Genomic DNA, 24,716 nt, shown 5'->3' on the forward strand with positions numbered 1-24,716 from the left:
ATGGCGGTACCGTCCCCCGGAGGTGGCTCCCATGCCCGCAGTGACCGTCGAGAATCCGCTGACCCTGCCCAAGGTGGCCGCTTCCGGCGACGCCGCGGCCCGTCCCGTGCTCGCCGTGACCACGGCGCCGAGCGGCTTCGAGGGTGAGGGCTTCCCGGTCCGCCGCGCCTTCGCGGGGATCAACTACAAGTACCTCGACCCGTTCATCATGATGGACCAGATGGGTGAGGTGGAGTACGCGGCGGGCGAGCCGAAGGGCACGCCCTGGCACCCGCACCGCGGCTTCGAGACCGTGACCTACCTGATCGACGGCAGCTTCATCCACCAGGACTCCAACGGTGGCGGCGGCACCATCGGCAACGGCGACACCCAGTGGATGACCGCCGGGTCCGGGCTCCTCCACATCGAGGCGCCGCCGGAGTCCCTGGTCATGACCGGCGGCCTCTTCCACGGCCTCCAGCTCTGGGTGAACCTGCCGAAGGCCGACAAGATGATGGCCCCGCGCTACCAGGACATCCGCGGCGGCCAGGTCCAGCTGCTCGCATCCCCGGACGGCGGCGCGCTGCTCCGCGTGATCGCCGGTGAGCTGGACGGCCACGAGGGCCCCGGCATCACGCACACCCCGATCACGATGATCCACGCCACCGTGCGCCCCGGCGCCGAGGTGACGCTGCCCTGGCGCGAGGACTTCAACGGCCTCGCGTACGTGCTCGCCGGGCGCGGCACCGCCGGTGCGGAGCGCCGCCCGGTCCACATGGGCCAGACCGCCGTCTTCGGCGCCGGCTCCTCGCTGACCGTGCGCGCGGACGAGAAGCAGGACGGGAACACCCCGGACCTGGAGGTCGTCCTGCTCGGCGGCCGCCCCATCCGCGAGCCGATGGCGCACTACGGCCCGTTCGTGATGAACAGCCAGGCCGAACTGAAGCAGGCCTTCGAGGACTTCCAGGCCGGCCGCCTCGGCACCGTGCCCGCCGTCCACGGCATGTGAGCCGCGCTCCCGCCCCCACCGCCCGCGTGTGACGCCCCGTCACTCGTACGGCGGCGCGGGCGGGACACCGCTGCCGGGCCGTGATCGGCTGGCAGGGTGCAGACCCCGAAGCCACTCCTGCCCGAGGGCGCCCGGCGGACCGCCGCCTGGTGCGGTGTCGTCCTGCTGGTCACCGGTGTCGCCGCCGTCGCCGTCTGGCTGTGCATCATCTTCAAGACCGCCGTCACCCCCGTGCTGCTCGCCCTGCTCGGTACGGCGCTGCTCGGCCCCGTCCACCGCCGGATGACCACCCACGGGGTGAACCGCTCGCTGGCCGCCGCGGTCACCTGCGCGGTGCTGATCGCCGTGGTCGGCGGCGCCGGCTACATCGTCGTCGCCGCGCTGGTCGAGACCGGCGACCAGATCGTGCAGTCGCTGAAGGACGCCGGGCAGTGGGTCGTCGACCACTTCCAGGTGGCGGACGACCTCGACGTGAACGACCTGGAGGCCAGTGGCCGCAAGCTGGTCGAGAAGTTCGGCGCGACCGCCGCGGGCGGGCTCCTCACCGGGATCAGCGTCGTCGGCTCCCTCATTGCGACGGCCGTCCTGGCGCTGCTGCTGACCTTCTTCTTCCTGCGCGACGCGGACCGGGCCCCGGGCCTCGCCCACAGCATCGCCCCGCGCGGCACCGGCGACATGGTCGAGGCGATGGGCCGGCGGGCCTTCGAGGCCGTCCAGGGCTTCATGCGCGGGACGACGCTCATCGCCCTGATCGACGCCGTCTGCATCACGGTCGGGCTGCTGATCCTGCGGGTGCCGGGCGCGGTGGGGCTCGGCGCGCTGGTGCTGGTCGGCGCCTACATCCCGTATCTCGGGGCGTTCATCTCGGGGGCCGTCGCCGTGCTGGTGGCCCTCGCGGACCGGGGGTTCGCGATCGCGCTCTGGGCGCTCGGGGTGGTCCTCGCCGTCCAGGTGCTGGAGGGCCACATCCTTCAGCCGATGATCCAGAGCCGTACGGTCCAGATGCACCCCGCGATGATCCTCATCGCCCTGACGGCGGGCGCGAGCGTCGCGGGCATCCTCGGGATGCTGCTCGCGGTCCCGCTCTGCGCGGCGGCCTTCGGCATCATCGGCGAACTCCGCAAGGGCGGGCGGATTGCGCCGGAGGAGGGCTCCTAGTCCAGGTCCAGGTCAGGGAAGGCCGGTTCCGGGTGCTCGGCCTCGTTCAGCTCGAACCAGATCGACTTGCCCGCCCCCCGCGGATCGACGCCCCACTTGTGCGCGAGCATCTCCATCAGCACCAGGCCACGGCCGCTGGACGCCATCTCGCCGGGCCGCCGCTTGTGCGGCAGTTCGTCGCTGCCGTCGGACACGTCCACCCGCAGACACCGTTCCCCCGGCGACCCGGTCGCCTGGGCGACCATCAGCGCGTCCCCGTCCGTGTGCACCAGCACGTTCGTGGCGACCTCGGAGAGCAGCAGCACCGCCGCGTCGACCTGATCGGGGTCCGCCCAGTCGTGCAGCAGCTCCCGCAGCAGCTGCCGGGCCGTCGAGATCCGCTCCGGTTCGGCCTGGGCGATGGACAGCGCGGTCCGCCGGGGCGCGGGCGGGGACGTGACGGAGCCCTCGCGCCGCAGCAGCAGCACCGCCACGTCGTCCTCGCGCCGGTCCACGAGCGGCCCGGTCGTGTAGTGCGAGCCCGGCCCGTGCACCGCCTGCACCAGCGCGTCCGCCAGCTTCTCCAGATCGCCGGTGTGCCGTTCCAGGATCGGCCGGAGCCGGACCCAGCCGGTGGCGAGGTCGTGGCCGCCCGTCTCGATCAGCCCGTCCGTGCAGAGCATGATCGTTTCCCCGGCCTGCAGCACGACCCGGGTCGTCGGATAGTCCGTGTCCGCTTCGATGCCCAGCGGCAGCCCTCCCTCGGTCTGCCGGATGACCGCGGTGCCGTCGGCGGTCATCACCACCGGGTCCGGGTGGCCGGCCCGCGCGATGTCCAGCACGCCGGTCTCCGGGTCGGCCTCCGCGTACAGGCAGGTCGCGAAGCGCGCGGCCGTGGAGTCGTCGTCCTCGCCGGGGTCGTTGAGGCCGGAGAGGAAGCGCGAGGCGCGCGCCAGCACCGCGTCCGGGCGGTGCCCCTCGGAGGCGTACGCGCGCAGAGCGATCCGGAGCTGGCCCATGAGGCCCGCAGCCCGCACGTCATGGCCCTGGACGTCGCCGATAACGAGGGCGATGCGGCCGCTGGGCAGCGGGATCAGGTCGTACCAGTCGCCGCCGACCTGGAGGCCGCCGCCCGTCGGCACGTAGCGCGCCGCCACGGTCATCCCCGGGATGTCCGGGCCGAGCGAGGGCATCATCGTGCGCTGGAGGCCCAGCGACAGCTCCCGCTCGGTGTCGGCGGCGCCCGCCCGGTCCAGCGCCTGGGCGAGCATCCGGGCCACGGTCGTCAGCACCGACCGCTCGTCCGGCGAGAAGGCCACCGGGTGCCGGAAGCCGGCCATCCAGGTCCCCATCGTGCGCCCGGACACGATCAGCGGCAGAAAGGCCCAGGAGCGGCGCCCGAACCGCCGGGCCATCGGCCAGGTGGCGGGGTAGCGGGCCCGGTAGTCCTCCGGCGTCGGCAGATAGATCGCCCGGCCGGTCCGCACGACCTCCGCGGCCGGGTAGTCCGTGTCCAGCGGCATGTTGGTGAAGGGCCCCTCGTCGCTGAGGGAGTGCCCGTGCTGCCCGACGACCGTCAGCCGCTCGCCCTCGACGCCGAAGACCGCCAGGCCGTCCGGCGAGAACCCGGGCATGGAGAGCGAGTAGGCGACCCGCAGCACCTCCGTGGTCGACCCGGCCTCCGCCAGGGCCCGCCCCGCGTCCAGCAGGAACGCCTCGCGGGAGCGCCGCCAGTCGCCGGTGATCGCGGTGTGCGTCCCGACGGCGCCCGGCGGGGGCTCGGCGACCTCCTGGAGCGTGCCGACGAGCACGTAGTCCCGGCGGCACTCACCGGCCGGGACCGGCTTGGAGCGGCTGCGCACGGTGCGCAGGACCCGGCCGCTGCCGTCCACGATGCGCAGCCGGGCCTCGGCCAGGGTGCCCTCGGCCACGGCAAGGCTGACCACCCCGGCGATCTCGTTCCAGTCGACGGGGTGGAAGCGGGAGCGGACCTCCGATTCTCGGAAGACGCCGGGCTCGGCGGGCAGCTCAAGGAGTCGGGCGGCCTCCGCGTCGAGCGTGACCGTCCCGGCTCCGTTGTCCCAGCGCCACAGCCCGGTCGCGGTCGCGGCCAGCACATCCTCGGTGCGCATTGCCCCACTTTAAACCGGCATGCGCGGCAAGGGCACGGGTGCGGTGCCCCGGACGATCTTGGTGCGGACAATGACAATGAAACGCTCCGGTCGCGGGCGGTAGCCTGGGAGGGCTGAATTTCCCCCAACCGCGAAGACTGGATGAACGACGATGCATCGGTACAGGTCCCACACCTGCGGCGAGCTCCGCGCCTCTGACGTCGGCACCGACGTCCGGCTGAGCGGCTGGCTGCACAATCGCCGAGACCTGGGCGGCATCCTCTTCATCGATCTGCGCGACCACTACGGTCTCGTGCAGCTCGTCGCCCGCCCCGGCACGCCGGGCAACGAGGCCCTGGCGAAGCTCACCAAGGAGACCGTCGTCCGGATCGACGGCAAGGTCTCCGCGCGCGGCACCGAGAACGTCAACCCGGACCTGCCGACCGGCGAGATCGAGATCGAGGTCTCCGAGGTCGAGGTGCTGGGCGAGGCCGGCCCGCTGCCCTTCACGATCAACGCCGAGGACGGCGTGAACGAGGAGCGGCGCCTGGAGTACCGCTTCCTGGACCTGCGCCGCGAGCGCATGCACCGCAACATCATGCTGCGCTCCGCCGTGATCGCCTCGATCCGCTCCAAGATGGTCGCCCTCGGCTTCAATGAGATGGCGACGCCGATCCTCACCGCGACCTCCCCCGAGGGCGCCCGTGACTTCGTCGTCCCGTCCCGGCTGAACCCCGGCAAGTTCTACGCGCTGCCGCAGGCCCCGCAGCAGTTCAAGCAGCTGCTGATGATCTCGGGCTTCGACCGCTACTTCCAGATCGCGCCCTGCTTCCGCGACGAGGACGCCCGCGCCGACCGCTCGCCCGGCGAGTTCTACCAGCTCGACGTCGAGATGTCCTTCGTGGAGCAGGAGGACGTCTTCCGGCCGATCGAGAAGCTGATGACCGAGCTCTTCGAGGAGTTCGGCAACGGCCGCCACGTCACCTCGCCCTTCCCGCGCATTCCGTTCCGCGAGTCGATGCTGAAGTACGGCAACGACAAGCCGGACCTGCGCGCCAAGCTGGAGCTGGTCGACATCTCCGACGTCTTCGCGGACTCGGAGTTCAAGGCGTTCGCCGGCAAGCACGTCCGCGCCCTTCCGGTGCCGGACACGGCGGGCCAGTCCCGTAAGTTCTTCGACGGCCTCGGCGACTACGCCGTGCAGCAGGGCGCCAAGGGTCTCGCCTGGGTCCGCGTCGGCGAGGACGGCACGCTGGCGGGACCGATCGCCAAGTTCCTCACCGAGAGCGACATCAAGACGCTCACCGAGCGCCTCTCGCTCGTTCCGGGTCACGCCGTCTTCTTCGGCGCGGGCGAGTTCGAAGAGGTCTCCAAGATCATGTCCGCCGTCCGAGTCGAGGCCGCCAAGCGGGCCGGCCACTTCGAGGAGGGCGTCTTCCGGTTCTGCTGGGTCGTCGACTTCCCGATGTACGAGAAGGACGAGGAGACGGGCAAGATCGACTTCTCGCACAACCCCTTCTCGATGCCCCAGGGCGGCCTGAAGGACCTGGAGGAGAAGGACCCGCTGGACATCCTCGCCTGGCAGTACGACATCGTCTGCAACGGCATCGAGCTGTCCTCCGGCGCCATCCGGAACCACGAACCCGAGCTGATGATCAAGGCATTCGAGATCGCCGGCTACGACCGCGAGACCGTGGAGCGCGAGTTCGCGGGCATGCTCAAGGCGTTCCGCCTCGGCGCCCCGCCGCACGGCGGCATCGCCCCGGGCGTCGACCGCATCGTGATGCTGCTCGCCGACGAGCCCAACATCCGCGAGACGATCGCCTTCCCGCTGAACGGCAACGCCCAGGACCTGATGATGGGCGCGCCCACCGTCCTGGAGGAGACCCGCCTCCGCGAGCTCAACATCCAGCTCCGCAAGCCGGCCGCACCGGCGAAGGACGCGCAGAAGTAGTTCCACCTGTTTCACGTGAAACAGCCCCCGGCCGCCACTGGCCGGGGGCTGTTCGCGTGACGGGCCGCGGCCGGTTCCGAATAGGCACACGAATCACCTGAACGGTTACGGCCGGATGGGCTCCGCCCCGGATTGGGCGGTGACGCGGGCGGCAATGACTGGCTGGGCCGACATCGGCGCATCCACTGCTGAGGAGCCCTCCGTGCCCGTGCCCCCTTCGCGCACACCCCTGCGCCTGCCGCACGTCGTCTGCTCCCTCGTCCTGCTCGTGCTGCTCGCCGGCTGCGGGGCGGGTGGCTTCGCCGGTACGGAGATGAGCGGGGCCGCCACGGATCAGGCGCCGGTCAAGGGCGTACCGGGGCCGCCCGGGGCCGCCGCGTCCGCCGGGGCGCCGCGGGGGTGGTCGTCCCTGCCGTCGCCCCCGGCGGCCTCGCCGCAGCCCACGGAGCTCCCCGGCCTCGGGCCGAAGACCCGGGCAGCGGTCCCGGCCACGGCCCGGCAGGCGTTCGTGGTGACCGGGGACTCGGTGGACTCCAACCGGTCGACCGCCGTCCTCTACACCCGGGACGGGCCCGCCGGGCCGGGCTGGCGGGCCACGCTGGGCCCCTGGCCCGCCCATAACGCCCTCAACGGCTGGACCGGCGAGCACTGGGAGGGCGATCTGCGCTCACCGATCGGGGTCTTCACGCTGACCGCGGCGGGCGGCCGCCTCGTGCCCCCGGACACGGCCCTCCCGTACGACCTGAGCCCGGACTTCCGCGTGACGGGTGAGGGGTTCCACGGGGAGCCGCTGGAGGGCTCCTTCGACTACGTCGTCGCCATCGACTACAACCGCCTCCCCGGCACCTCCCCGCTCGACCACACCCGCCCTCTGGGCGAGGAGCGCGGCGGCGGGATCTGGGTGCACGTGGACCACGGGGGGCCGACCCAGGGCTGTGTCTCGGTCACCGAGGACCGGATGAAGGAACTCCTGGGCGCCCTCGACCCGGCCATGAATCCCGTCATCGTGATGGGGGACGCGGAGTCGCTGGGCCGCTGAACCACCCCGGCCGGAGAGCTTTGCGAAACCTCTCTTCCCGTATCAAGGACGCATCCTGGGAGGGAGTGGACACGCATGCACGAGGCGAGGGACATCACGATGCGGGTACTGGTCGCCGAGGACGAGGAAATCCTCGCGGAGCTGGTCGCCACCGGGCTGCGGCGGGCGGGCTTCGCCGTCGACACGGTGTACAGCGGTGATGCCGCCCAGGCGTACCTGGGGCTGCACGACTACGACGTGGTCGTCCTCGACCGCGATCTGCCCCGGGTGCACGGCGACGACGTGGCGCGCGGGCTCGTCGCCTCCGGCTCCCGGACCCGGATCCTGATGCTGACGGCCGCCGGGTCGATGGAGGACCGGGTCGCCGGGCTCGACCTGGGCGCCGATGACTACTTGGGCAAGCCGTTCGAGTTTCCCGAGTTGATTTCCCGCGTACGCGCCCTGCGGCGGCGCAGCGCCCGCCCCGTACCGCCGCAGCTGGAGCGGTACGGCATCCGGCTCGACGCCGTACGGCGGTCGGCGACGCGGGACGGGCGGGACCTGGATCTGTCGCCGAAGGAGTTCACCGTGCTCCAGCTGCTCCTGGAGGCGGACGGCGCGACGGTCAGCGCGGAGGAACTGCTGGAACGGGCCTGGGACGCCAACGCCGACCCCTTCACCGGGGCCGTCCGGGTCTGCATGAGCAAGCTGCGGAGCAAGCTCGGTGAACCGGCCGTGATCCGTACCGTCCAGGGCGTGGGGTACGCGCTGTGAAGCGATGGGCCCGGCTGTCGCACGCCACGATCAGGACCCGCATCGCCCTCGTCTACGGCGGGGTCTTCCTGGTCCTCGGCACGGCCCTGCTGGCCACGGTGAACCTGGCCTCCCGCGCCGGTACGGACTCGCAGGCGCGGGCCATCGCGGACACCGCCGTCGTGGTCCAGCCCGGCTACGCGGTCAACGGGCCGCTCGTCAGCCACCGCAGACTCGGCCCGCCGACGGTCTACGACCTCACCGACCACGTCAGCGACGCGGCCGGCCACCAGCTGCTCATCTGGTCCACCGCCGCGCTGCTGGTGATGACGGCCTGCGCGGTGGGCGTCGGCTGGTGGACGGCGGGCCGGGTCCTGCGGCCCGTCCACGCCATGACCGCCAAGGCACGCAAGCTCTCCGCGCACACGCTCCACGAGCGGATCGCCTCCAGCGGGCCGGACGACGAGCTGAAGGAGCTGGGCGACACGCTCGACGCGCTGCTCGCCCGGCTGGAGCGGGCCTTCGACAGCCAGCGTCGGTTCATCGCCAACGCCTCGCACGAGCTGCGCACCCCGCTGGCCACCCAGCGCGCGGCGATCCAGGTCGGTCTGGACGATCCGACGCCGGAGGACCTCGTCCGGACCCGGCAGACGCTCCTGGACAACAACCGGCGCAGCGAACGGCTCATCGACGGACTGCTCGTCCTGGCCCGCAGCGAGCGGGGGCTCGACAAGAGCGAGCGGGAACCGGTGGACCTGGCCCGGGTGGTGGCCGAGGAGGCGGCCCGGCACCCGGGCGTCCGGCTCGACACCCGGCCGTGCCCGGTGCGGGGGAACCGGCTGCTGCTGGCCCAGCTGGTGGCGAACCTGCTGGCCAACGCGGCGACGTACAACGTGCCCGGCGGAAGCGTCGACGTATCGGTGGTCCCGGCCGGTGCCGGGGTCCTGCTGGAGGTCCGCAACACCGGGCCGGTGGTGGACGCGGCGGACATCCCCGGCCTGTTCGAGCCGTTCCGGCGGGGCGAGGGCAAGGACCGGATGGGGCCGGGCTCGGGGCTCGGCCTGTCGATCGTGCGGTCCATCGCGCTGGCCCACGGCGGTACGGTCACGGCGGTGCCGGGCCCCGGGGGCGGGCTCGCCGTGACCGTACGCCTCCCGGCGTCTCAGGAACGCGTGGCCACCCATGCGGGGAGCGCGGCCAGCAACTCGCGGTAGAACGTGGCGTCCGGGACGTCGCGGGGCGCGGGGCCCGCGTGGAAGAAGCCGGTGTTCGGGGCGTCCAGCTTCCGCAGGAAGTCGAAGCCCTTGGCGTCCGTCTCGCCGAACGCGACGAACTGGAAGAACAGCGGCAGCCGGGCCGCCGCGTCGATCGCCTGGCGGGCGGCCTGCCGGACGTCCGGGGGCCCGTCCGTCTGGAAGACCACCAGCGCGGGGCCGGTCGCCCCGGACTTCTCGTAGTGCGCGACGACCTCCTCGACGGCGCGGTGGTAGTTCGTCCGGCCGAGGCGGCCGAGGCCCGCGTTGAGCGCGTCGATCCGGCCCTCGTGGCCGTCCAGCTCGACCGTGCCGGTGCCGTCGATGTCGGTCGAGAAGAACACGACCTGCACGGTGGCGCTCTCGTCCAGGTGCGCGGCGAGGGCGAGCGTGCGGTCGCCCAGGTGCTGGGCGCTGCCGTCCTTGTAGAACGGGCGCATGGAGCCGGAGCGGTCCAGGACCAGGTAGACGGTGGCGCGCAGCCCGGTCAGCCCGTGCGCCTTCAGCCCGGCCTGCGCCGCCTTGTACGCCCCCGCCAGCTCGGGCGCCCGCGCCTTGACCTTGGCGAGGGTGAGCGCGGGCTTGCCGGGGGCGGCCGGGGCCGCCGGGGCCGCCTCGGGCTCGGGCTCCGGGTCCATGTCGATGATGATCGGCGCGGGGGCCTCGGCGACCGGCTCGGCGACCGGTTCGGCGGCGGCCTTCGGCTCGGGCGCAGCGACGGGCGCGGGCTCGGCCACGGGCTCCGGCTGCGGGGTCTCGCTCGCGACGACCGGCTCGGGCTCGGGGGTCTCCGAGGCCACGACGGGCTCGGGCTCCGCGATGGCCTCGGCGACCGCCTTCGGTGCCTCGGCCTCCGGCGCCTCCGGCTCCGCCACGGGGGCGGCGCTCTCCGCGACCGGCTCCGGCTCGGCGACGGGCGCGGGGGCCTCGGCCACGGCGACCGGCTCGGGCGCCTCGGGCTCCGTGACCGGGTCAGGGGTCTCCGGCTCGGCGGCCGTCACCGGGGCCTCGGCTTCGGGCGCCTCCGGCGCCACCGCGTCCGGGCCCTTGCCCTGGGCCGGCACCGTGGGCGTGGCCGGGTTGTCGAAGGCCGCGGCCACCAGGTCCGACGCCTTGGCGTCCTCGTCCTCCTCGGACGACGCGGGGGCAGGCACCGAGATCGTGACGGGTGCCTCGTCCGGCTCCGAGGCCGTGGCGCTCGCGTGCTCGCCCTGGGGCGGGACCGTGGCCGTCGTCGGGTCGTCCTGGTCCGTGCGGTCACGGCCGAACACCTTGCGCAGCAAGCTCCGAATGCCCATGGGCGAGCCTTTCGCGTGAGTTGGGTGCGATGAATGTCCGTACTGCGGGAATTGATCCCTGGCCAGGGCGGATACGTAAGGTTAGCGGCCGGATAAGGCCGTTCGACGGCACGGCCCGCATGTGGGACAACCGAGAGCGAACCGAGCCCGGACCGAGTCCTGAGGCCCTGTAAGGGCGTTCACCGCGCCCCCATGTCACCTGCACCGCACAGGCGTCGAGTTGACGCGGCAACGTGCCGCCCGGCTCACCGCTTACAGTCGGACGCATGGTTTCGGGTGAGGCTCCGCAGACGGAGGGCAGCGTCCGGGTCGATGTCTGGATCTGGTCGGTCCGGCTCACGAAGACCCGGGCGCAGGCCGCTGCCGCCTGCCGCGCGGGTCATGTGAAGGTCGCGGGCGAACGGGCCAAGCCCGCACAGCCGGTGCGCGTCGGTGACGAGGTGCGGCTCCGGCACGCGGGCCGGGACCGGGTCGTCGTCGTGTCGAAGCTGGTGAAGAAGCGGGTGGGCCCGCCCGTGGCCGTGGAGTGCTTCATCGACAACAGCCCGCCCCCGCCGCCGCGCGAGGCCGCGATCGAGGTCCCGGTACGCGACCGGGGCGCGGGAAGGCCGACGAAGCGGGACCGCCGCGAGATGGACCGGCTGCGCGGAATGGGCCCCGGCCCGACGGATTAGCGCCGGAGCCCCGCCTCAGTGGTGACCGGGCGCGTGCACCACGATCACCGTCTTGCCGCGCGCCCCGCCCGCCCGGTTGCGCGCCAGGGCCGACGGCGCGTCCTCCAGCGGCAGTTCGGCGTCGACGGGCACGCGCAGGATGCCGTCCGCCGCGCCCGCCGCCAGCACGTCGAGCAGGACCGGATTCGGGTCGAGGCGGAAGTCGACGGCCCTGACGCCCTCGGGCAGCCGGGACCCGGCGGCGGCGCCCCGGGCCGAGAGCGCGATGCCGCCGGGCCGGACCGCCGCCGCGTGCGCCGCGAACGCGTCCGGGGCCGCCGACGCCAGGTCGGCCAGCGCGTCGATGCCGTCCGGGCAGGCCCTGCGCAGCGCCTCGGCGCGCGGGCCGTCCGTCAGGTCCACCGAGGCGGCCGCGCCCAACGACCCCATCCTGGAACGCTCGTCACCGCGCACCGCCGCGATCACCCGGACGTCCCGCGCCCGGGCGAGCTGGGTCAGACAGCAGCCGACGCCGCCCGCAGCCCCGACGACCAGCAGGGTTTCGTGGCCGCGCAGCGCGACCGCCTCCAGGATCTGGGCGGCGGCCATCCCGGCGGACGGGAGCGCGGCGGCGGCCCGGGCGTCGAGGCCGCGCGGGACGAGGGCGATGGCGGAGTCCTGATCGACGCACAGGTAGTCCCCGTACGAGCCGCACGCCTCCGCGACGGCCGCCCGCCCGAAGACCGGGTCGCCCACCCGGAAGCGGTTCCCGCCGCCGCCGATCATGTCGACGCGGCCCGCGTAGTCGACGCCGACGACGAACGGGAAGGACCGGGGCGCCGGGGCGAGTTCACCGGCGGAACCGTCCGCGACCTGCCAGTCCAGCGGGTTCAGCGAGGCGTATTCGACGCGCACCCGGACCTCGCCGGGCCGGGGCTCCGGCTTGGGCAGCTCGACCAGCACCGGGTCGGCCCGCAGCGCGCTGACGGCGATGGCTCGCATCCGTACACCTCCCAGTCGGGCCGCTCCGGCGGGAGCGGCCGGGTCAATCCGCCGGTGCCGGCAGCACCCGCTGGGCCCAGATCCGGGCCGCCATCGCGCACACCGCGACGGCCAGGCCCAGGCCGAAGACGACCCACACCGTGGTGCGCAGCGACGAGGTCAGCGCGTCGTAGACGGCCGCGGCGGCGCCGGTGTCGCTGTCCGGGACCTCGTCGAGGACCCGGTCGCGGGCCAGCGCCAGCAGCCCGCGCAGCACCAGCGCGCCGAGCGCGAAGCCCGCGCCCGCCACGGCGGTGCCGGCCAGCGCGGCCATGGCCCGGGCCCGGCGGCCGGGCCCGCCGCGCGTCCAGGCGAGCACGAGGGCGAGCAGCGCGAAGACGACCGTGCCGACGGCCGGCCACACGCTCGCGTTCCGCAGCCACCGGAAGCTCTGCCGCAGCTGGTCCGCGCGGTCGGCGGAGACCAACTGGATGTCGGTGTGCTGGACGGGGATCTGATCGGCGAACGGCACCCCGTTGTCGATCAGGTTCTGCCTCACCTGCTCCGTGACGGGCGCCAGGTCGATCGTGACGCTCTCGCCGCTCTGCCCGTCCAGCGCGGCGGTGACCGTCTCGTGCGCGGTGCGGTTGGCGGCGGTCCAGGCGTCCTGGAAGGCCTCCGTGGTGGTGAAGGACTGCACGGCCTGGTGCAGGAACTCGCGCACGGTGCTCTGGAGCGGGCCGACGTCGATCTGCTTCATCGCGCCGTCGGTGATCAGGTCCGCGACGGTGCTCTGGACCGCGGGGTCGTCGGCGAGCGGGGCGACGGCGGCCACGTAACGGTCCGTGTCGTCGATCTCCAGGTCGACCCAGGCGGACAGCGCGCTCAGCGGCACCAGGACGGCCAGCAGCACCAGCAGTACCGCCGACAGGGCCACCGAGAAATACGTCCGCACCCCTCCAGGGAATCCCGGATGGCGCCGGGGCGCCCCGGGCCATGGGCCATCCGAGTTGCCGGGCGGCCCGACCAGGTGTGCTCTGGAGGGAAAGCGGGGGCGACGGAAGGAGCTGTCTGCCATGGCCGCACAAGCTTCGGTGCCGGCACGCGGGAGGCACGCGATGCCCACCCGGCACCGCCCGGTCCTGAGCTGGGCGATCCCGGTCACGCTGGGCGTGATCATGGGCTGCTACGCGACCGCCATCGTCCGCGGCGGCGGGGTCCTCACGGGCACCCGGCTGGCCCTCGGGCTCGTCTCCGGCGCCGCGCTCGCGGTGCTCTGCTTCGGGCTCGGCCGCATCCAGAACCGGCTGCCGCGCGAGCTGCGGGCCGCCGCGTACGGGGTGCTGACCGGCGGTTCGATCGGCTTCCTCTACAGCCTGTCCGGCGCGAGCATCCTGTCCGCCTCGGTGCTCGGACTGATCCTCGGGGCCGGCGGACTGCTCGCCTCGTACTACTACTTCTACACGCGGGAGTGACGACCGCGGCCACCCGCACGTCAGCGATCCTTGACCTTCTCCCCGGGGGAAGGCCAAGGATCGAGTGTGCCGGGGCGGGGAGTCCGCCCGGTATGAGGAGGCGTGCGGTGACGGAGTACGGGCAGGGGCGGGGCCCCGGCGCGGAGCTGGTGACGATCGGGGCGTTCGCCCGGCTGTCCCGGCTCTCCGCGAAGGCGCTGCGCCGCTACGACGAGCTCGGTCTGCTCCCGCCGGCCCTGGTCGACCCGGTGAACGGCTACCGGTATTACGACCCCGCGCAGGTGCGGGCGGCCCGGCTGGTCGCCTGGCTGCGCCGGATCGGGATGCCGCTCGCCCGGATCAGGGAGGTGATCGCGCTGGACTCCGGCGCGGCCGCCGCGGCGATCCGGGCGTACTGGGCGCGCGTCGAGGCGGAGACGGCGGCCCGCCGTGACCTCGCGGCCTTCCTCATCGACCAGCTGTCGACGGAGGACGTCATGACATCGGTGGGCACGCTCGGAATCCGCTACGCGGCCCGCACCGCCACGGGTGCGGTGCGCGAGACCAACCAGGACGCGGTCTACGCCGGGGCCCGGCTGCTGGCGGTCGCCGACGGGTTCGGCGCGGGCGGGGCGGGGGCCAGCACGGCCGCGATCGAGGCCCTGAAGCCGGTCGTGCCGGGCGCGGTGCCGGCGGGCGAGCTGCTGAACGTCCTGCACGACGCGGCGGAGCGGGCGGCGCTCGCGGTGCGGGACGCGGTGGCGGGGGGCGCGGCGCCGGAGGAGTCCGGCACGACGCTGACGGCGATGATGTGGACGGGGTCGCGGCTGGGCCTCGTGCACATCGGGGACTCGCGGGCCTATCTGCTGCGCGGGGGCGAGCTGTTCCGGATCACGCATGACCACAGCCTGGTCCAGTCGATGATCGACGACGGTTCGCTGACGGAGGAGGAGGCGTTCTCGCACCCGCAGCGCGCCATGCTCCTCAAGGTGCTGTCCGGGGACGGTCCGTACGGCTCCGGGCCCGATGTGGACGTCCGGGACGCGCTGCCCGGCGACCGCTATCTCCTCTGCTCGGACGGGCTCTCGGCGGTCGTGGACGGCGGGGAGCTGGCGCGGGTGCTGGCGGGGGCGGACGGGCCGTCCACCGCCGTGGGCGGGCTGATCGAGCTCGCGGAGGCGGCCGGCGCACCGGACAACGTGGCGTGTGCGGTGGCGGACGTCGTGGAGCTGTGAGTACGCGGGAGGGCCCCGCACCACGCGTGGTGCGGGGCCCTCCTTTGCGTACGGCGGATCAGTTGCGGACTACGGTCACCGGGCAGGCGGCGTGCTGGGTGACGTGCAGGCTGACCGAGCCGAGCAGGGTGGCCTTGAAGCCGCTGTAGCCGCGTGCGCCCACGACCAGCAGCTCCGCGCCCTCGGCCCGGTCGAGCAGGGCCTGCGCCGGGTTGCCGATCACGACGACCTTGCTGACGGCGGCGGCGCCCTGGGCGCCCAGCGCCTCCTCCAGGGTCTCGGTGAGCGACACCGTGGCCATGGCCTGGGGGTCGAAGTCCTCCGGGAGGCCCGGCATCATCGAGGCCCAGCTGGTAGCGGGGTACTCCCAGCTGTTGACGGCCTCCACCGTGTCACCGGTCAGCTCCGCCTGGCGTACGGCCCAGTGCAGTGCCTTGACCGACGACTCGGAGCCGTCGACGCCCACCACGATCCTGCCCATCTCTGCCTCCAGCTCGGTTCTGCGGTTGTGCTTGGATCACGTGTTCCCGTACGACTCTAGTCAAAACGGGCGAAACGGCGATCTCCGCGGGTCCGGTCAGGCCGGGCGCAGGGCCGCGAGCTGCTGCTCGAAGGGGACCACCTCGTCGTCCGGGCCGGGGGTCCTGGCCGCGCCGGAGACCGCGCGGCCGCCCGTGACGGCGTCGGCCAGCTCGCCGCCCGCGCGCCGGATGCGGGCGGGCAGGCCCTCGGCGTACGCGTCGCCGGACGCGCCCCAGTCCTCCGACGCCGCGTAGACCGAGGTCGGCAGGGTGACGGCGCGCAGGTAGGCGAAGAGCGGGCGCATCGCGTGCTCCAGGACCAGCGAGTGCCGGGCGGTGCCGCCGGTGGCGGCGACGAGCACGGGCTTGCCGGTCAGGGCGGTGTTCTCGACCAGGTCGAAGAACGACTTGAACAGTCCGCTGTACGAGGCGGTGAACACCGGGGTGACCGCGATCAGACCGTCGGCGTCTGTCACCGCCGTGAGCGCGTCCTCCAGGGCGGGCGGCGGGAAGCCGGACACCAGGTGGCTCGCGATGTCCGCGGCCAGGTCGCGGAGCTCGATCACCCGGACGTCGACCGGGCGGTCCTGCCCGGCCTCCAGCCGCTCGCGGGTGGCGGCGGCCAGCCGGTCGGTCAGCAGCCGGGTCGAGGACGGGTTGCTGAGGCCGGCCGATACGGCGACGATCCTCACGGGTGCGGTGGCGAACACGGTCAGCTCTCCTTCGTGGCGGCGTAGGCGGGGTGCAGCGGCGCGGTCTCGGGGACGCCGGCCGGGCGCAGCGCGGCGAACTCCTTGCGCAGCACGGGGACGACCTCCTCGCCGAGGATGTCCAGCTGCTCGAGCACGGTCTTCAGCGGCAGGCCCGCGTGGTCCATCAGGAACAGCTGGCGCTGGTAGTCGCCGACCGCGTCGCGGAAGGTCAGCGTCCGCTCGATGACTTCCTGCGGGGAGCCCACGGTCAGCGGCGTCTGCCGGGTGAAGTCTTCCATCGAGGGCCCGTGGCCGTAGACCGGCGCGTTGTCGAAGTACGGGCGGAACTCGCGTACCGCGTCCTGCGAGTTCTTCCGCATGAACACCTGGCCGCCGAGGCCGACGATCGCCTGCTCGGCGGTGCCGTGGCCGTAGTGCGCGTACCGCTGCCGGTACAGCTGCACCATCTTCTTCGTGTGCTCCATGGGCCAGAAGATGTTGTTGTGGAAGAAGCCGTCGCCGTAGTACGCGGCCTGCTCGGCGATCTCCGGCGAGCGGATGGAGCCGTGCCAGACGAACGGCGGCACGCCGTCCAGGGGGCGCGGGGTCGCGGTGAACGACTGGAGCGGCGTACGGAACTTGCCCTCCCAGTCCACGACGTCCTCCCGCCACAGCTTGTGCAGCAGGGCGTAGTTCTCGATGGCGAGCGGGATGCCCTGGCGGATGTCCTTGCCGAACCACGGGTACACCGGGCCGGTGTTGCCGCGCCCCATCATCAGGTCCACGCGGCCGTCCGCGAGGTGCTGGAGCGTCGCGTAGTCCTCGGCGATCTTCACCGGGTCGTTGGTGGTGATCAGCGTGGTCGAGGTCGACAGGACGATGTTCTTCGTCTGCGCCGCGATGTAGCCGAGCGTGGTGGTCGGTGACGAGGGGACGAACGGCGGGTTGTGGTGCTCACCGGTCGCGAAGACGTCGAGCCCGACCTCCTCGGCCTTCCGCGCGATGGCGACGGTGGCCTTGATCCGCTCGTGCTCGCTCGGCGTCGTACCGGTGGTGGGGTCGGTGGTGACGTCCCCGACGGTGAAGATCCCGAACTGCATGGCGCCCGCCTCCTGATCACTGTTTGTTGAACCTTGAACTACCTGGACGCCCCGTACAACGGGGGGAGGGGGCGGCGTATTCCTTCCCGGGGACCAGGACCGATGGCCGATGTGCGCGGGCCGGACCGCCTCATACGCTGCGGCTTCGCGCGCGGCCGCGCGTGCCGCCCGACGAAGGGACGCCCGTGTCATTCACCGCCGAGACGCATGTCCGCCTCGCCCGGCCCTCCCGCGATCTCGCCGCCGCCGAGCGGTTCTGGGTGGAGGGGCTGGGGCTGACGGTCCTCTTCCGCGCCGCCGCGGAACGGGAGCCGGGCACGCATGACCTTCTTATGGTGGGGCACCCCGGTGCCTCCTGGCATCTGGAGCTCACGCGGGGGCCGGTCGAGCCCCGGCCCACCGAGGAGGACCTGCTCGTCCTGTACCTGGACGGGCCGGTCCCGGACGACCTGGTGGACCGGCTGCTCGTCTGCGGCGGTACGAGGGTCGGCTCGCCGAACCCGTACTGGAACGAGTGGGGGGTCACGGTGGAGGACCCGGACGGATACCGCGTCGTCCTGTGCCGCCGGAGCTGGCGCCCGTAGACGAGCGCGCGCCCCGGTCCGGCGCGGAGGGTTCCGTCCTCAAGCGCCGGACGGGCTGGGTTTGTCCGGGGGCGCCCCTCAGCGACGCGTCAGCGCACGGCGGCCCAGGAGTTCCGCCAGGCCGCGGCGTGTGGCGGCGATGATCACGCGGTCCGTGGGGCGGAGTACGTAGCCGGGGTGGAGGTTCCAGACGAGGGCGCCCTCGGGGGCGCCGTTGGGGGCCACGTCCAGGGCCAGCACGCGCCACGCGCCCTCGCGGAACGCCTGGTCCACCGTGCGGCCCTCCAGCTGGGGGTGGCCGCCGACCTCCACCGCCGCGAACAGGAGCACCTTGCGCTCGACCGGGATCGCGCCCAGGATCTGCCGGCCCATCATCGCGACCGCGAACGACGGGCCCGCCAGATGGGAGACCGAGCGGGAGCGGGTGATCGCCTGCGGGTGCGCCGTGCGCAGCGTGCGGTAGACCGCCGTGGCGAACTCGTCGTCGAAGAGCCGGACCGTCACCCGCAGGCTGGGCTTGAGGGACCTGGCATACAGCGCCGCCTCCAGGTTCGTCGTGTCGATGCTGGTCAGCGCGAGGAGCCCGCGGGAGCGGCCGATCTTGGCCGCTTCGAGCACCCCCTCGTCCGTGACGTCACCGAGCACCACCGGCACGTGCAGCCGCCGGGCGAGGGGGATGCCCCGCGCGTCCGGGTCCTCCTCCACGCAGACGACCGGGATGCCCAGCTCCCGCAGGTGCGTGAGGACCCGGGTGCCGATCTTGCCCAGCCCGAGCAGCACCACGTGCCCGGACAGCCCGCGCGGCGGCCGCCGCAGCGAGGACGCGCTGCGCAGCGAGCCGAACGCCTCCAGGACCCCCGCCACCAGCAGCGGCAGGAGCATCAGGCCCGCGATGCCGGAGAGGATCTGGATCACCTGGCGGGCGGTGGGCTCACCGATCGCCGGATCGCCCATCGCGAACAGGTCGAGCAGGGTGAGATAGGCCGCGTGCAGCGGATGGTCGCCGGTCGTGAACGAGGACGCCACCGCGAGCCCGAGCACCGCGAGCCCGACGCCCAGCGCCGACCACCGCAGCCGCCGCGAGAAGAACTGGCTCAGCGGCGCGCTCCGGCCGCTCATCCGGACCTTCGGCGCGGCCGGACCGGACTGCGTGACGGCCTCCAGGACGACCGTGCCGCGCCCGGTCGCGGCGGCGATCTCCGCAGGCCCGGGCAGCAGCTGCGGCCCCTCCGCCCCGCTGCTGTCGGAGCCCTCCGCGCCCGCCGGGTCGTGGGTGGTGGACGAGAGCAGCGCCAGGGTGCACAGGCCCGGGTTCGCGACCTGGCCGCCCGGCGGCGGGGTGCGCTCGGCGGCCCGCAGGAACAGGCCCTCGGCCCGGATCACCCGCGTCGACCCGGCGAGCGCGGTGGCCGCGAGCGCGGGCGCGGCGGTGTCCGCGTCGGACAGCACCGTGGTGGAGGCGTCGATCGCGGCCGGGTCGAGCCCGGGGGACGCGACGGCCGCCGCCTGGTCGAGCAGGGTCTCCAGATGCTGGCCCAGCTTCCGGTTGTAGAGCCGGATCACCAGCCGCACACGGGGGTTGAGCCGACGCGCGGTCAGCGCGGCCCGGATGTTGCGCTCGTCGTCGTCGTAGACGAGGGCGACCGCCGAGGCCCGGGCGATGCCCGCCTCCGCCAGCGACTCGTCGGACGGCTCGGCCGCCTGGAGGATGCGCACCGGCTCGACGCCCGCGAGGGAGTCCCCGTCCGAACCGTGCGGCAGCCCACCGCCGTTGCGGTTCATCGCGGACGCCATCCGCCCGAACAGCGCGGCGGCCCGCCCGCGCCCGCTCAGCGGCTCGTCCGGCCTGACCGTGCCCGGCTCGGGCGGCACGACGAGGGTGACCCGTTCCCCGTACACGTAACGCAGCTCCACGGCGAGCCGCTGGGCGAGCGCGTCGTCCCCGCAGACGACCATGTGGCCGGAGAACGGGGAGGGTTGGGGTTGCTGGGGGAATGAGGACACGTGTCCCAGCATGCCTTGCTCCGTTCCGTTGATCGAGGACGGTCAGCGGTCTTCGGGGTGTCTCGCCAGCAGATGGCGCGGGTCGGCGGCGCGCCCGATCGCCGTCTCGACGGCCGCGATCCGGTCCGCGAGCAGCCCCAGCGCGGCCACCGCGCGGGTCATCGGATCGCCCTCGGGCCCGCCGAGCGCCTGGGTGCGGACGTACGAGGAACAGAGCGCCGCCCACCGCTCGGCCTGCGCGGGTGTGAGCGTGCCCCGCAGCGCGGCGAGCTTCAGGAGCGCGGCCTCGGCGCCGCTGGTGAGGGTCTGTGCCTCGCCCGCGTAGTGGTCGGCCACGACGGCGGACAGCTCGGCGTCGTTCATCACGGGTGCGATCCGCTCCGCGATCCGGTTCATGTTGCGGTACGAACCCTGGAGCCGGAACGGCGGTTCGGTGCGGGTGGCGTCGGTCTGCGCGGCGGACGCGATGTACGCGGCGTTGACCGCGAGCACCGTGTCCCGGGCCCGCAGCAGATGCCGCAGCACGGCGGTGATCCGCTCCACCTCGGCGGGCGCGTAGGGGTGTTCGAGCTGTTCCGGACGCGCCGTGGGGTCCTCGGCGGCGAGCCGCAGCAGCAGCGCCAGGTCGTCGCGGGAGCGGCCGGCGAGCGGGGCGAGGACCGGGTTGGCGGTCAGCGCGTTCTCCACGAAGCTCAGCGCGAAGGTGTCCTCGCGGCCGGACAGCACCTCGCCCAGGTTCCACACGTCCGCCCGGTTGGCGAGCATGTCGGGCACCTGGAAGCGCGCCCCGGACTCGGTGTACGGGTTGCCTGCCATGCACACCGCGAACCGCTTGCCCCGCAGGTCGTACGTGCGCGGCTCACCGTCCCGTACGCCCTCGATGCGGCGCGTGGCGTCGCAGAGCGGGATGAACTTCTGGAGGAGTTCCGGCGAGGTGTGCTGGATGTCGTCCAGGTAGAGCAGCGTGTTGTTGCCCGCCTCGAGCGCGAAGTTGATCTTCTCGATCTCCTGGCGCGCGGTGGCGCTGCCCGCCTGCGCGGGGTCGAGCGAGGTCACGTCGTGGCCCAGGTTCGGGCCGCTGATCTTGACGAGGACGAGCCCGAGCCGGTCGGCGACGTACTCCATGAGCGTCGTCTTGCCGTAGCCGGGCGGCGATACGAGCAGCAGCAGGCCCTGCGAGTCGGTGCGGCGGTCGGCGTCGGAGGTGGAGAGCTGCTTGGCGAGGCTGTCCCCGATGAGCGGCAGATAGACCTCGTCTAGCAGCTGGTTGCGGACGAACGCCGACATCACGCGCGGCCGGTGGTCGTCGAGCCGCAGCCGGGTCCGCTCGGCGGCGACCAGGGCGGTGCGGCGGCGCTGGTAGGCGCGGAATCCGGGGACGACCTCGGTACGGAACTCCTCGGTCCGGGCGAGGAGTTCGTCGATGCGGACGGTGAGCCGGCCGCGCTCGATGCGCGGGTGGACGCCGAGGAGCCCGTCGACGGTCTCGGTGAGCGGCGCGTCCGCCTCGTAACGGCCGAGCAGGCCCTCGGGGCACAGCTCCACGGCGACGGCCTCCGCGAGGTCGCCCGGGTCGAGGTCCGTACCGCTCGCCTCGGCGTACGAGGTGAGCCAGCCCTCCACGAGCTGGCGCCGGGCGGGCAGGTCGTCCGCGAGGGCGGTGAGGTCGTCGTCGTACGCGGAGGTGCCGGTGGCGTGGCGGAACTTGTCGAGGAACGCGCGGACGGAGGCGCCCGTCGCGAAGCCCTCGGGCCCGCCGGTCAGCTCCTCGAAGAGGTACGCGGCGACCGTCCGGGGGCGCTCGCCGCCGATCACCGACGCCCACTCCTCCTGGAGCGCGGCGACCGCCGGGGCGAGCCCGAAGGTCTCCCGGGCGCGGGCCAGCGAGCGGGCGCGGCGCGTCCAGGAGGTGCGGCGGGCCTCGTCCGTCCCATGGGCCCAGAACAGCTGGGCGGCGGCCCGGACGGCGGCCGGGAAGCGCAGCAGCCCGGCGCCCGCGTGCAGCCGCAGCAGCGCGGCCAGGATCGCGGTCGCGTCCTCGTCGTGGACCCCGCGCTGGTAGCCCTCGTCGTACGCGGCGGCGGCCGATTCCCGTACGAGCGTCGCGAGTTCGCCGTCGTCCAGGGAGGCCAGCCGGTCCGCGCCGTGCTCGTCGAGGAGGCGGGCCGCCAGATGCTCGCCCCGGTAGACCGCCGGGGACTCGGAGGGCAGCGTCTGGTCCCAGTACGGGCGGGTCGCGGCGAACTCCGGGTCGGTCACCGGCATCCGGTAGTCGGTCCCGGTGACGGCGAACGCGAGCGTGCCGTCCTGCGGCACGAGGGTCAGCTCGAACGGCTGGGTGTTCACCGCGAACCGGTGCCGGCCGAGGCGGATCACGGACCCGCCGTCCGCGTACAGCTCGTCCCGGTCGCGCAGCGCCCGGCCCGCCTCCTGGCGGGCGGCGAGCAGCTGCCCGTCCAGCTCCTCCGCGCGCACGGTGTCACCGAGCGCCCGCAGCTCCTCGGCGGTCCGGCGGACCTTGGCGACCATCGGGTCGGAGGCGAAGTAGGTGTGGACGGCGTCCGCGTCGGGCAGCGCGGCGCTGCGCCGGGCGACCGTCTCCAGAACGCGCGCCGCGGAGTCCGCGAGGCGTTCGGTGCGGCGGGCCAGCTCGTCCTGGAGGCCCTGCCGGCGGGCCGAGAACGCCTCGTACACCTCCGTCCGGCGCTCGCCCAGCTCCGCCAGGAAGTCGTCGTACTCCGCGAACCGCGCCTCCAGGTTCTCCAGCTGGAGCAGCAGCCTCGCCAGCTGCTCGTCGCAGGACTCCGGTGTGTCGGCGGCGGCCAGCGCGGCCGTGACGGCCTGCCCGAGCAGCGCGGACTCGGCGGCGAACTCGGCCCGGCCCTCGTGGTCCGCCAGGGCGCGGCGGCGGGCGTCGAGCGTGGCGCGGGCCCGGTTGACGGCGCCCAGGACCTCCGCGATGCGTTCCAGGATCGACGTACGGACCACCCCGTCGCCGATGTCCAGACCGGCGACGACGTCCGTGACGGTGCTCAGGCCGTCCGTCATGGCGGCCAGCCGGTCCCCGAGTGCGGCGGCGTCGGTGACCGTGGCGAGCTCGGCGGCCTCCTCGGTGAGGCGGGCGATGTCCTCGTGGTACCCGGCGAACGCGTCGTCCCTGGCCAGGAAGGCGACCGCGCGGCGGGCGGCCGCCTCGATGTCCTCGGCGGTGGTGGCGGTGAGCTCCGCGATGCGCTCGGTGTCCGCGTACCGCATCTCGGCGAGGGTCGCCAGGTGGCCGTGCGCGCCGCGCAGCTCGGTGAGGCGGTCGACCCACTCGGCGGCGGTGCGCGGGGCCTCGCCGCGTACCCGGCGGACCAGGGTGGTGATGCGTTCGGCGGTCTCGGCGAGCGCGTCGGCGGCCTGCCGGGTGAGGGCCTGGACCGCCTCGAACTCCGCGACGACCTGGCGCGCGGTCTCCCGCAGCTCGCCCAAGGGCTCCGCGAGCCCGCCGAGTTCGGTGTCGTCCAGCCAGTGGTAGCGGTCCCCCGCCCGGACGCAGTCGGCGACCAGCCGGTCGTACACGGCGGCCGTCGGCGTCGTCTCGGACGCGGCGTGCGCGAGGGCCAGGCAGTCGGAGATCCCGCGCACGAGGTCGGCGTTGCCGACCCGGGCCAGGGGGCCTTCGCCCGCCGGGCGGGACGCGGCGTACGTGTCGGAGACGTACGGCGTCTGCCAGCGCTGCAACGGATGGACGCGCGCAGCGCCGCCCTCGCCGCCCTCCACCGGGTCGCGCAGCACGACGAGCGTGCCGTCGTCCAGCAGCGCGTGGCCCCGGCCCTGGAGCGGGGTCGCCACCTCCTGGCGGATGACGTTGTACGGAAGCAGCAGGCTGCGGCCGTCCTGGCGGGACCGGAAGACGTACAGCACGTCCTCGCCGTTCGGGGAGCGGACCGCCTCCTCGAAGACCGGGTCGGTGAGCGGCTGCGCGATGTCGAAGGTCCGGGCCTCGCCGGTCGTCAGATAGAAGCCGCCGGGGAAGATGATCCCCTGGTCCTCCGGGAGCCGCTGGCAGGCCGGGCCGATGCCGTCGAGGCGGGTGACGGTCCCGAGCAGCGCGTTGAAGACGAGGTACCGCCGCGCCTCCTCCTTGTACGGGCGGACCCGCAGCAGCACGAGCGGGCCCAGCTCCGCGTACTCGACCTCGGCGTCCGCGAGCGACTGGAGGGGTTCGGTGACCGGCTCCTCGTAGATCCCCTCCGGGGTCTCCGTGTCGTTGACGGTCTTCACGGTGAGCGTGCCGCCCAGCGTGTCCACGTACAGCTCGGCCTCGCAGCCGAGGGCGATGTGCGGGTGGCGGCCCGCGACGTGGGCCTCGCGGCCCGCGGTGGTCCAGGTGAAGTCGTGCGACGGCGGGAAGACGTGGTCGCGCTCGCCGCGCGCGTCGAGGAACGCGCCGGGGGAGCCGTCGGGGTTGAGCGCCCAGCGCAGGACCCGGATGTCCTTCGCGGTGTCGCCGGTACGGAAGACCGCCAGCAGGCGGCCCTCGGTCCGGCGCAGCCGCAGCAGGCGGGCGGCGCGGAAGTAGCGGTGCAGGCCGTCGAATTCGCGGACGAAGGAGGCATCGGTGAGCGGGGTGCCGGTGCCGGGGGTGAGGTCGGCGGCGTACAGGGCGAGCACGTCGTCCACGGCGGGTGAGTCCTGCGCGCCCGGGCCGCGCTCGAAGCCGAACAGCAGCTCGCCGCCGAGTGCGACGAGGTCGCGGGGGGTGGAGGGGCGGTGCGTCCGGATCTGCTCGCTGCCGAGCAGCTGGAGGCCGGTGGCGCCGAACGCCTCGGTGCGGCGGGCGTTGAGGGCGGTGGCCCTGCGGGCGAGCTCGGTGGCGTGCGTCCGGAGGCGGCGCCGCAGGACGTCGTAGTCCCCGGCGGCGGGGGCGGTCACGGTGTCCATGGGATGCGGTCTCCTTGCGGTGCGGTGCGGCTTGCGGCGGTGTCCTCAATC

19 protein-coding genes are annotated in these 24,716 nt (G+C 73.6%); 10 read left to right on the plus strand and 9 right to left on the minus strand.

All coding sequences use genetic code 11. The features are described 5' to 3' along the window. Positions 1-31 precede the first annotated feature (31 nt). Both AMK18_RS21080 and AMK18_RS21085 read left to right on the plus strand, forming a co-directional pair. A complete protein-coding gene (locus AMK18_RS21080) occupies positions 32-988 on the plus strand; it encodes a pirin family protein (RefSeq protein WP_073863921.1) in 957 nt (318 codons plus the stop codon). Positions 989-1,084: 96 nt separating this feature from the next. Beyond that, on the plus strand, positions 1,085-2,146 hold the full coding sequence (locus AMK18_RS21085; RefSeq protein WP_073863922.1) for an AI-2E family transporter: 1,062 nt from the start codon (positions 1,085-1,087) through the stop codon (positions 2,144-2,146). On the opposite strand, the gene AMK18_RS21090 is transcribed toward AMK18_RS21085, so the two are convergent. Next, positions 2,143-4,257 carry an ATP-binding SpoIIE family protein phosphatase gene (locus AMK18_RS21090; protein WP_073863923.1) on the minus strand — a complete coding sequence of 705 codons (2,115 nt, stop codon included), beginning with the start codon at positions 4,255-4,257 and terminating at the stop codon, positions 2,143-2,145. The two genes, AMK18_RS21085 and AMK18_RS21090, sit on opposite strands and share 4 nt — an antisense overlap. A gap of 151 nt (positions 4,258-4,408) precedes the next feature. Between AMK18_RS21090 and aspS the strand changes: the two genes are divergently transcribed. From aspS to AMK18_RS21110, 4 genes are all read left to right on the plus strand, one after another. Next, complete coding sequence (gene aspS / locus AMK18_RS21095; RefSeq protein WP_018102000.1) at positions 4,409-6,190, plus strand: aspartate--tRNA ligase; 1,782 nt, start codon at positions 4,409-4,411, stop codon at positions 6,188-6,190. 202 nt (positions 6,191-6,392) lie between these two features. Then, a complete protein-coding gene (locus tag AMK18_RS21100) occupies positions 6,393-7,229 on the plus strand; it encodes a L,D-transpeptidase family protein (RefSeq protein ID WP_073863924.1) in 837 nt (278 codons plus the stop codon). A 99-nt stretch (positions 7,230-7,328) separates the two neighbouring features. Continuing rightward, a complete protein-coding gene (locus AMK18_RS21105) occupies positions 7,329-7,982 on the plus strand; it encodes a response regulator transcription factor (protein ID WP_037785831.1) in 654 nt (217 codons plus the stop codon). Then, positions 7,979-9,175 carry a sensor histidine kinase gene (locus tag AMK18_RS21110; protein WP_073863925.1) on the plus strand — a complete coding sequence of 399 codons (1,197 nt, stop codon included), beginning with the start codon at positions 7,979-7,981 and terminating at the stop codon, positions 9,173-9,175. Before AMK18_RS21105 ends, AMK18_RS21110 begins: the two co-directional genes overlap by 4 nt. Here the strand turns inward: AMK18_RS21110 and AMK18_RS21115 are convergent. Next, positions 9,124-10,512, minus strand: coding sequence for a VWA domain-containing protein (locus AMK18_RS21115; protein WP_198957051.1), 1,389 nt, complete (start codon positions 10,510-10,512; stop codon positions 9,124-9,126). The two genes, AMK18_RS21110 and AMK18_RS21115, sit on opposite strands and share 52 nt — an antisense overlap. 266 nt (positions 10,513-10,778) lie before the next feature. On the opposite strand from AMK18_RS21115, the gene AMK18_RS21120 reads away from it, so the two are divergent. Beyond that, complete coding sequence (locus AMK18_RS21120) at positions 10,779-11,186, plus strand: RNA-binding S4 domain-containing protein (protein WP_073863927.1); 408 nt, start codon at positions 10,779-10,781, stop codon at positions 11,184-11,186. 15 nt (positions 11,187-11,201) lie between these two features. Here the strand turns inward: AMK18_RS21120 and AMK18_RS21125 are convergent, their stop codons facing one another. Both AMK18_RS21125 and AMK18_RS21130 read right to left on the minus strand, forming a co-directional pair. Next, positions 11,202-12,167: an NADP-dependent oxidoreductase gene (locus AMK18_RS21125; RefSeq protein WP_073863928.1), complete on the minus strand. Its 966-nt coding sequence runs from the start codon at positions 12,165-12,167 to the stop codon at positions 11,202-11,204. A 43-nt stretch (positions 12,168-12,210) separates the two neighbouring features. Further along, a complete protein-coding gene (locus tag AMK18_RS21130; protein WP_073863929.1) occupies positions 12,211-13,101 on the minus strand; it encodes a hypothetical protein in 891 nt (296 codons plus the stop codon). A 121-nt stretch (positions 13,102-13,222) separates the two neighbouring features. Between AMK18_RS21130 and AMK18_RS21135 the strand changes: the two genes are divergently transcribed. Continuing rightward, positions 13,223-13,621 (plus strand): hypothetical protein, encoded by a 399-nt coding sequence (locus tag AMK18_RS21135; protein ID WP_026171379.1) that lies wholly within the window; start codon positions 13,223-13,225, stop codon positions 13,619-13,621. Positions 13,622-13,713: 92 nt separating this feature from the next. Then, entirely contained in the window at positions 13,714-14,835 is a 1,122-nt protein-coding gene (locus AMK18_RS21140; protein ID WP_073863930.1) for a MerR family transcriptional regulator, read from the plus strand. 58 nt (positions 14,836-14,893) lie between these two features. Here the strand turns inward: AMK18_RS21140 and AMK18_RS21145 are convergent, their stop codons facing one another. The 3 genes from AMK18_RS21145 to AMK18_RS21155 form a co-directional block, all read right to left on the minus strand. Further along, entirely contained in the window at positions 14,894-15,316 is a 423-nt protein-coding gene (locus tag AMK18_RS21145) for a universal stress protein (RefSeq protein WP_018102010.1), read from the minus strand. A gap of 96 nt (positions 15,317-15,412) precedes the next feature. Beyond that, positions 15,413-16,066: an FMN reductase gene (locus tag AMK18_RS21150; RefSeq protein WP_073863931.1), complete on the minus strand. Its 654-nt coding sequence runs from the start codon at positions 16,064-16,066 to the stop codon at positions 15,413-15,415. A gap of 2 nt (positions 16,067-16,068) precedes the next feature. Next, complete coding sequence (locus AMK18_RS21155) at positions 16,069-17,148, minus strand: LLM class flavin-dependent oxidoreductase (RefSeq protein ID WP_073863932.1); 1,080 nt, start codon at positions 17,146-17,148, stop codon at positions 16,069-16,071. 185 nt (positions 17,149-17,333) lie between these two features. Between AMK18_RS21155 and AMK18_RS21160 the strand changes: the two genes are divergently transcribed. Then, on the plus strand, positions 17,334-17,732 hold the full coding sequence (locus AMK18_RS21160) for a VOC family protein (RefSeq protein WP_073863933.1): 399 nt from the start codon (positions 17,334-17,336) through the stop codon (positions 17,730-17,732). A gap of 78 nt (positions 17,733-17,810) precedes the next feature. On the opposite strand, the gene AMK18_RS21165 is transcribed toward AMK18_RS21160, so the two are convergent. Together AMK18_RS21165 and AMK18_RS21170 are read right to left on the minus strand one after the other, a co-directional pair. After that, complete coding sequence (locus AMK18_RS21165; RefSeq protein ID WP_018102014.1) at positions 17,811-19,748, minus strand: NAD-binding protein; 1,938 nt, start codon at positions 19,746-19,748, stop codon at positions 17,811-17,813. Positions 19,749-19,778: 30 nt separating this feature from the next. Continuing rightward, positions 19,779-24,665 carry a DNA repair ATPase gene (locus tag AMK18_RS21170; protein WP_073863934.1) on the minus strand — a complete coding sequence of 1,629 codons (4,887 nt, stop codon included), beginning with the start codon at positions 24,663-24,665 and terminating at the stop codon, positions 19,779-19,781. Positions 24,666-24,716: the final 51 nt, after the last annotated feature.

Origin of the sequence: Streptomyces sp. CB01249 (assembly GCF_001905735.1) — a bacterium.
GTDB lineage: Bacteria > Actinomycetota > Actinomycetes > Streptomycetales > Streptomycetaceae > Streptomyces.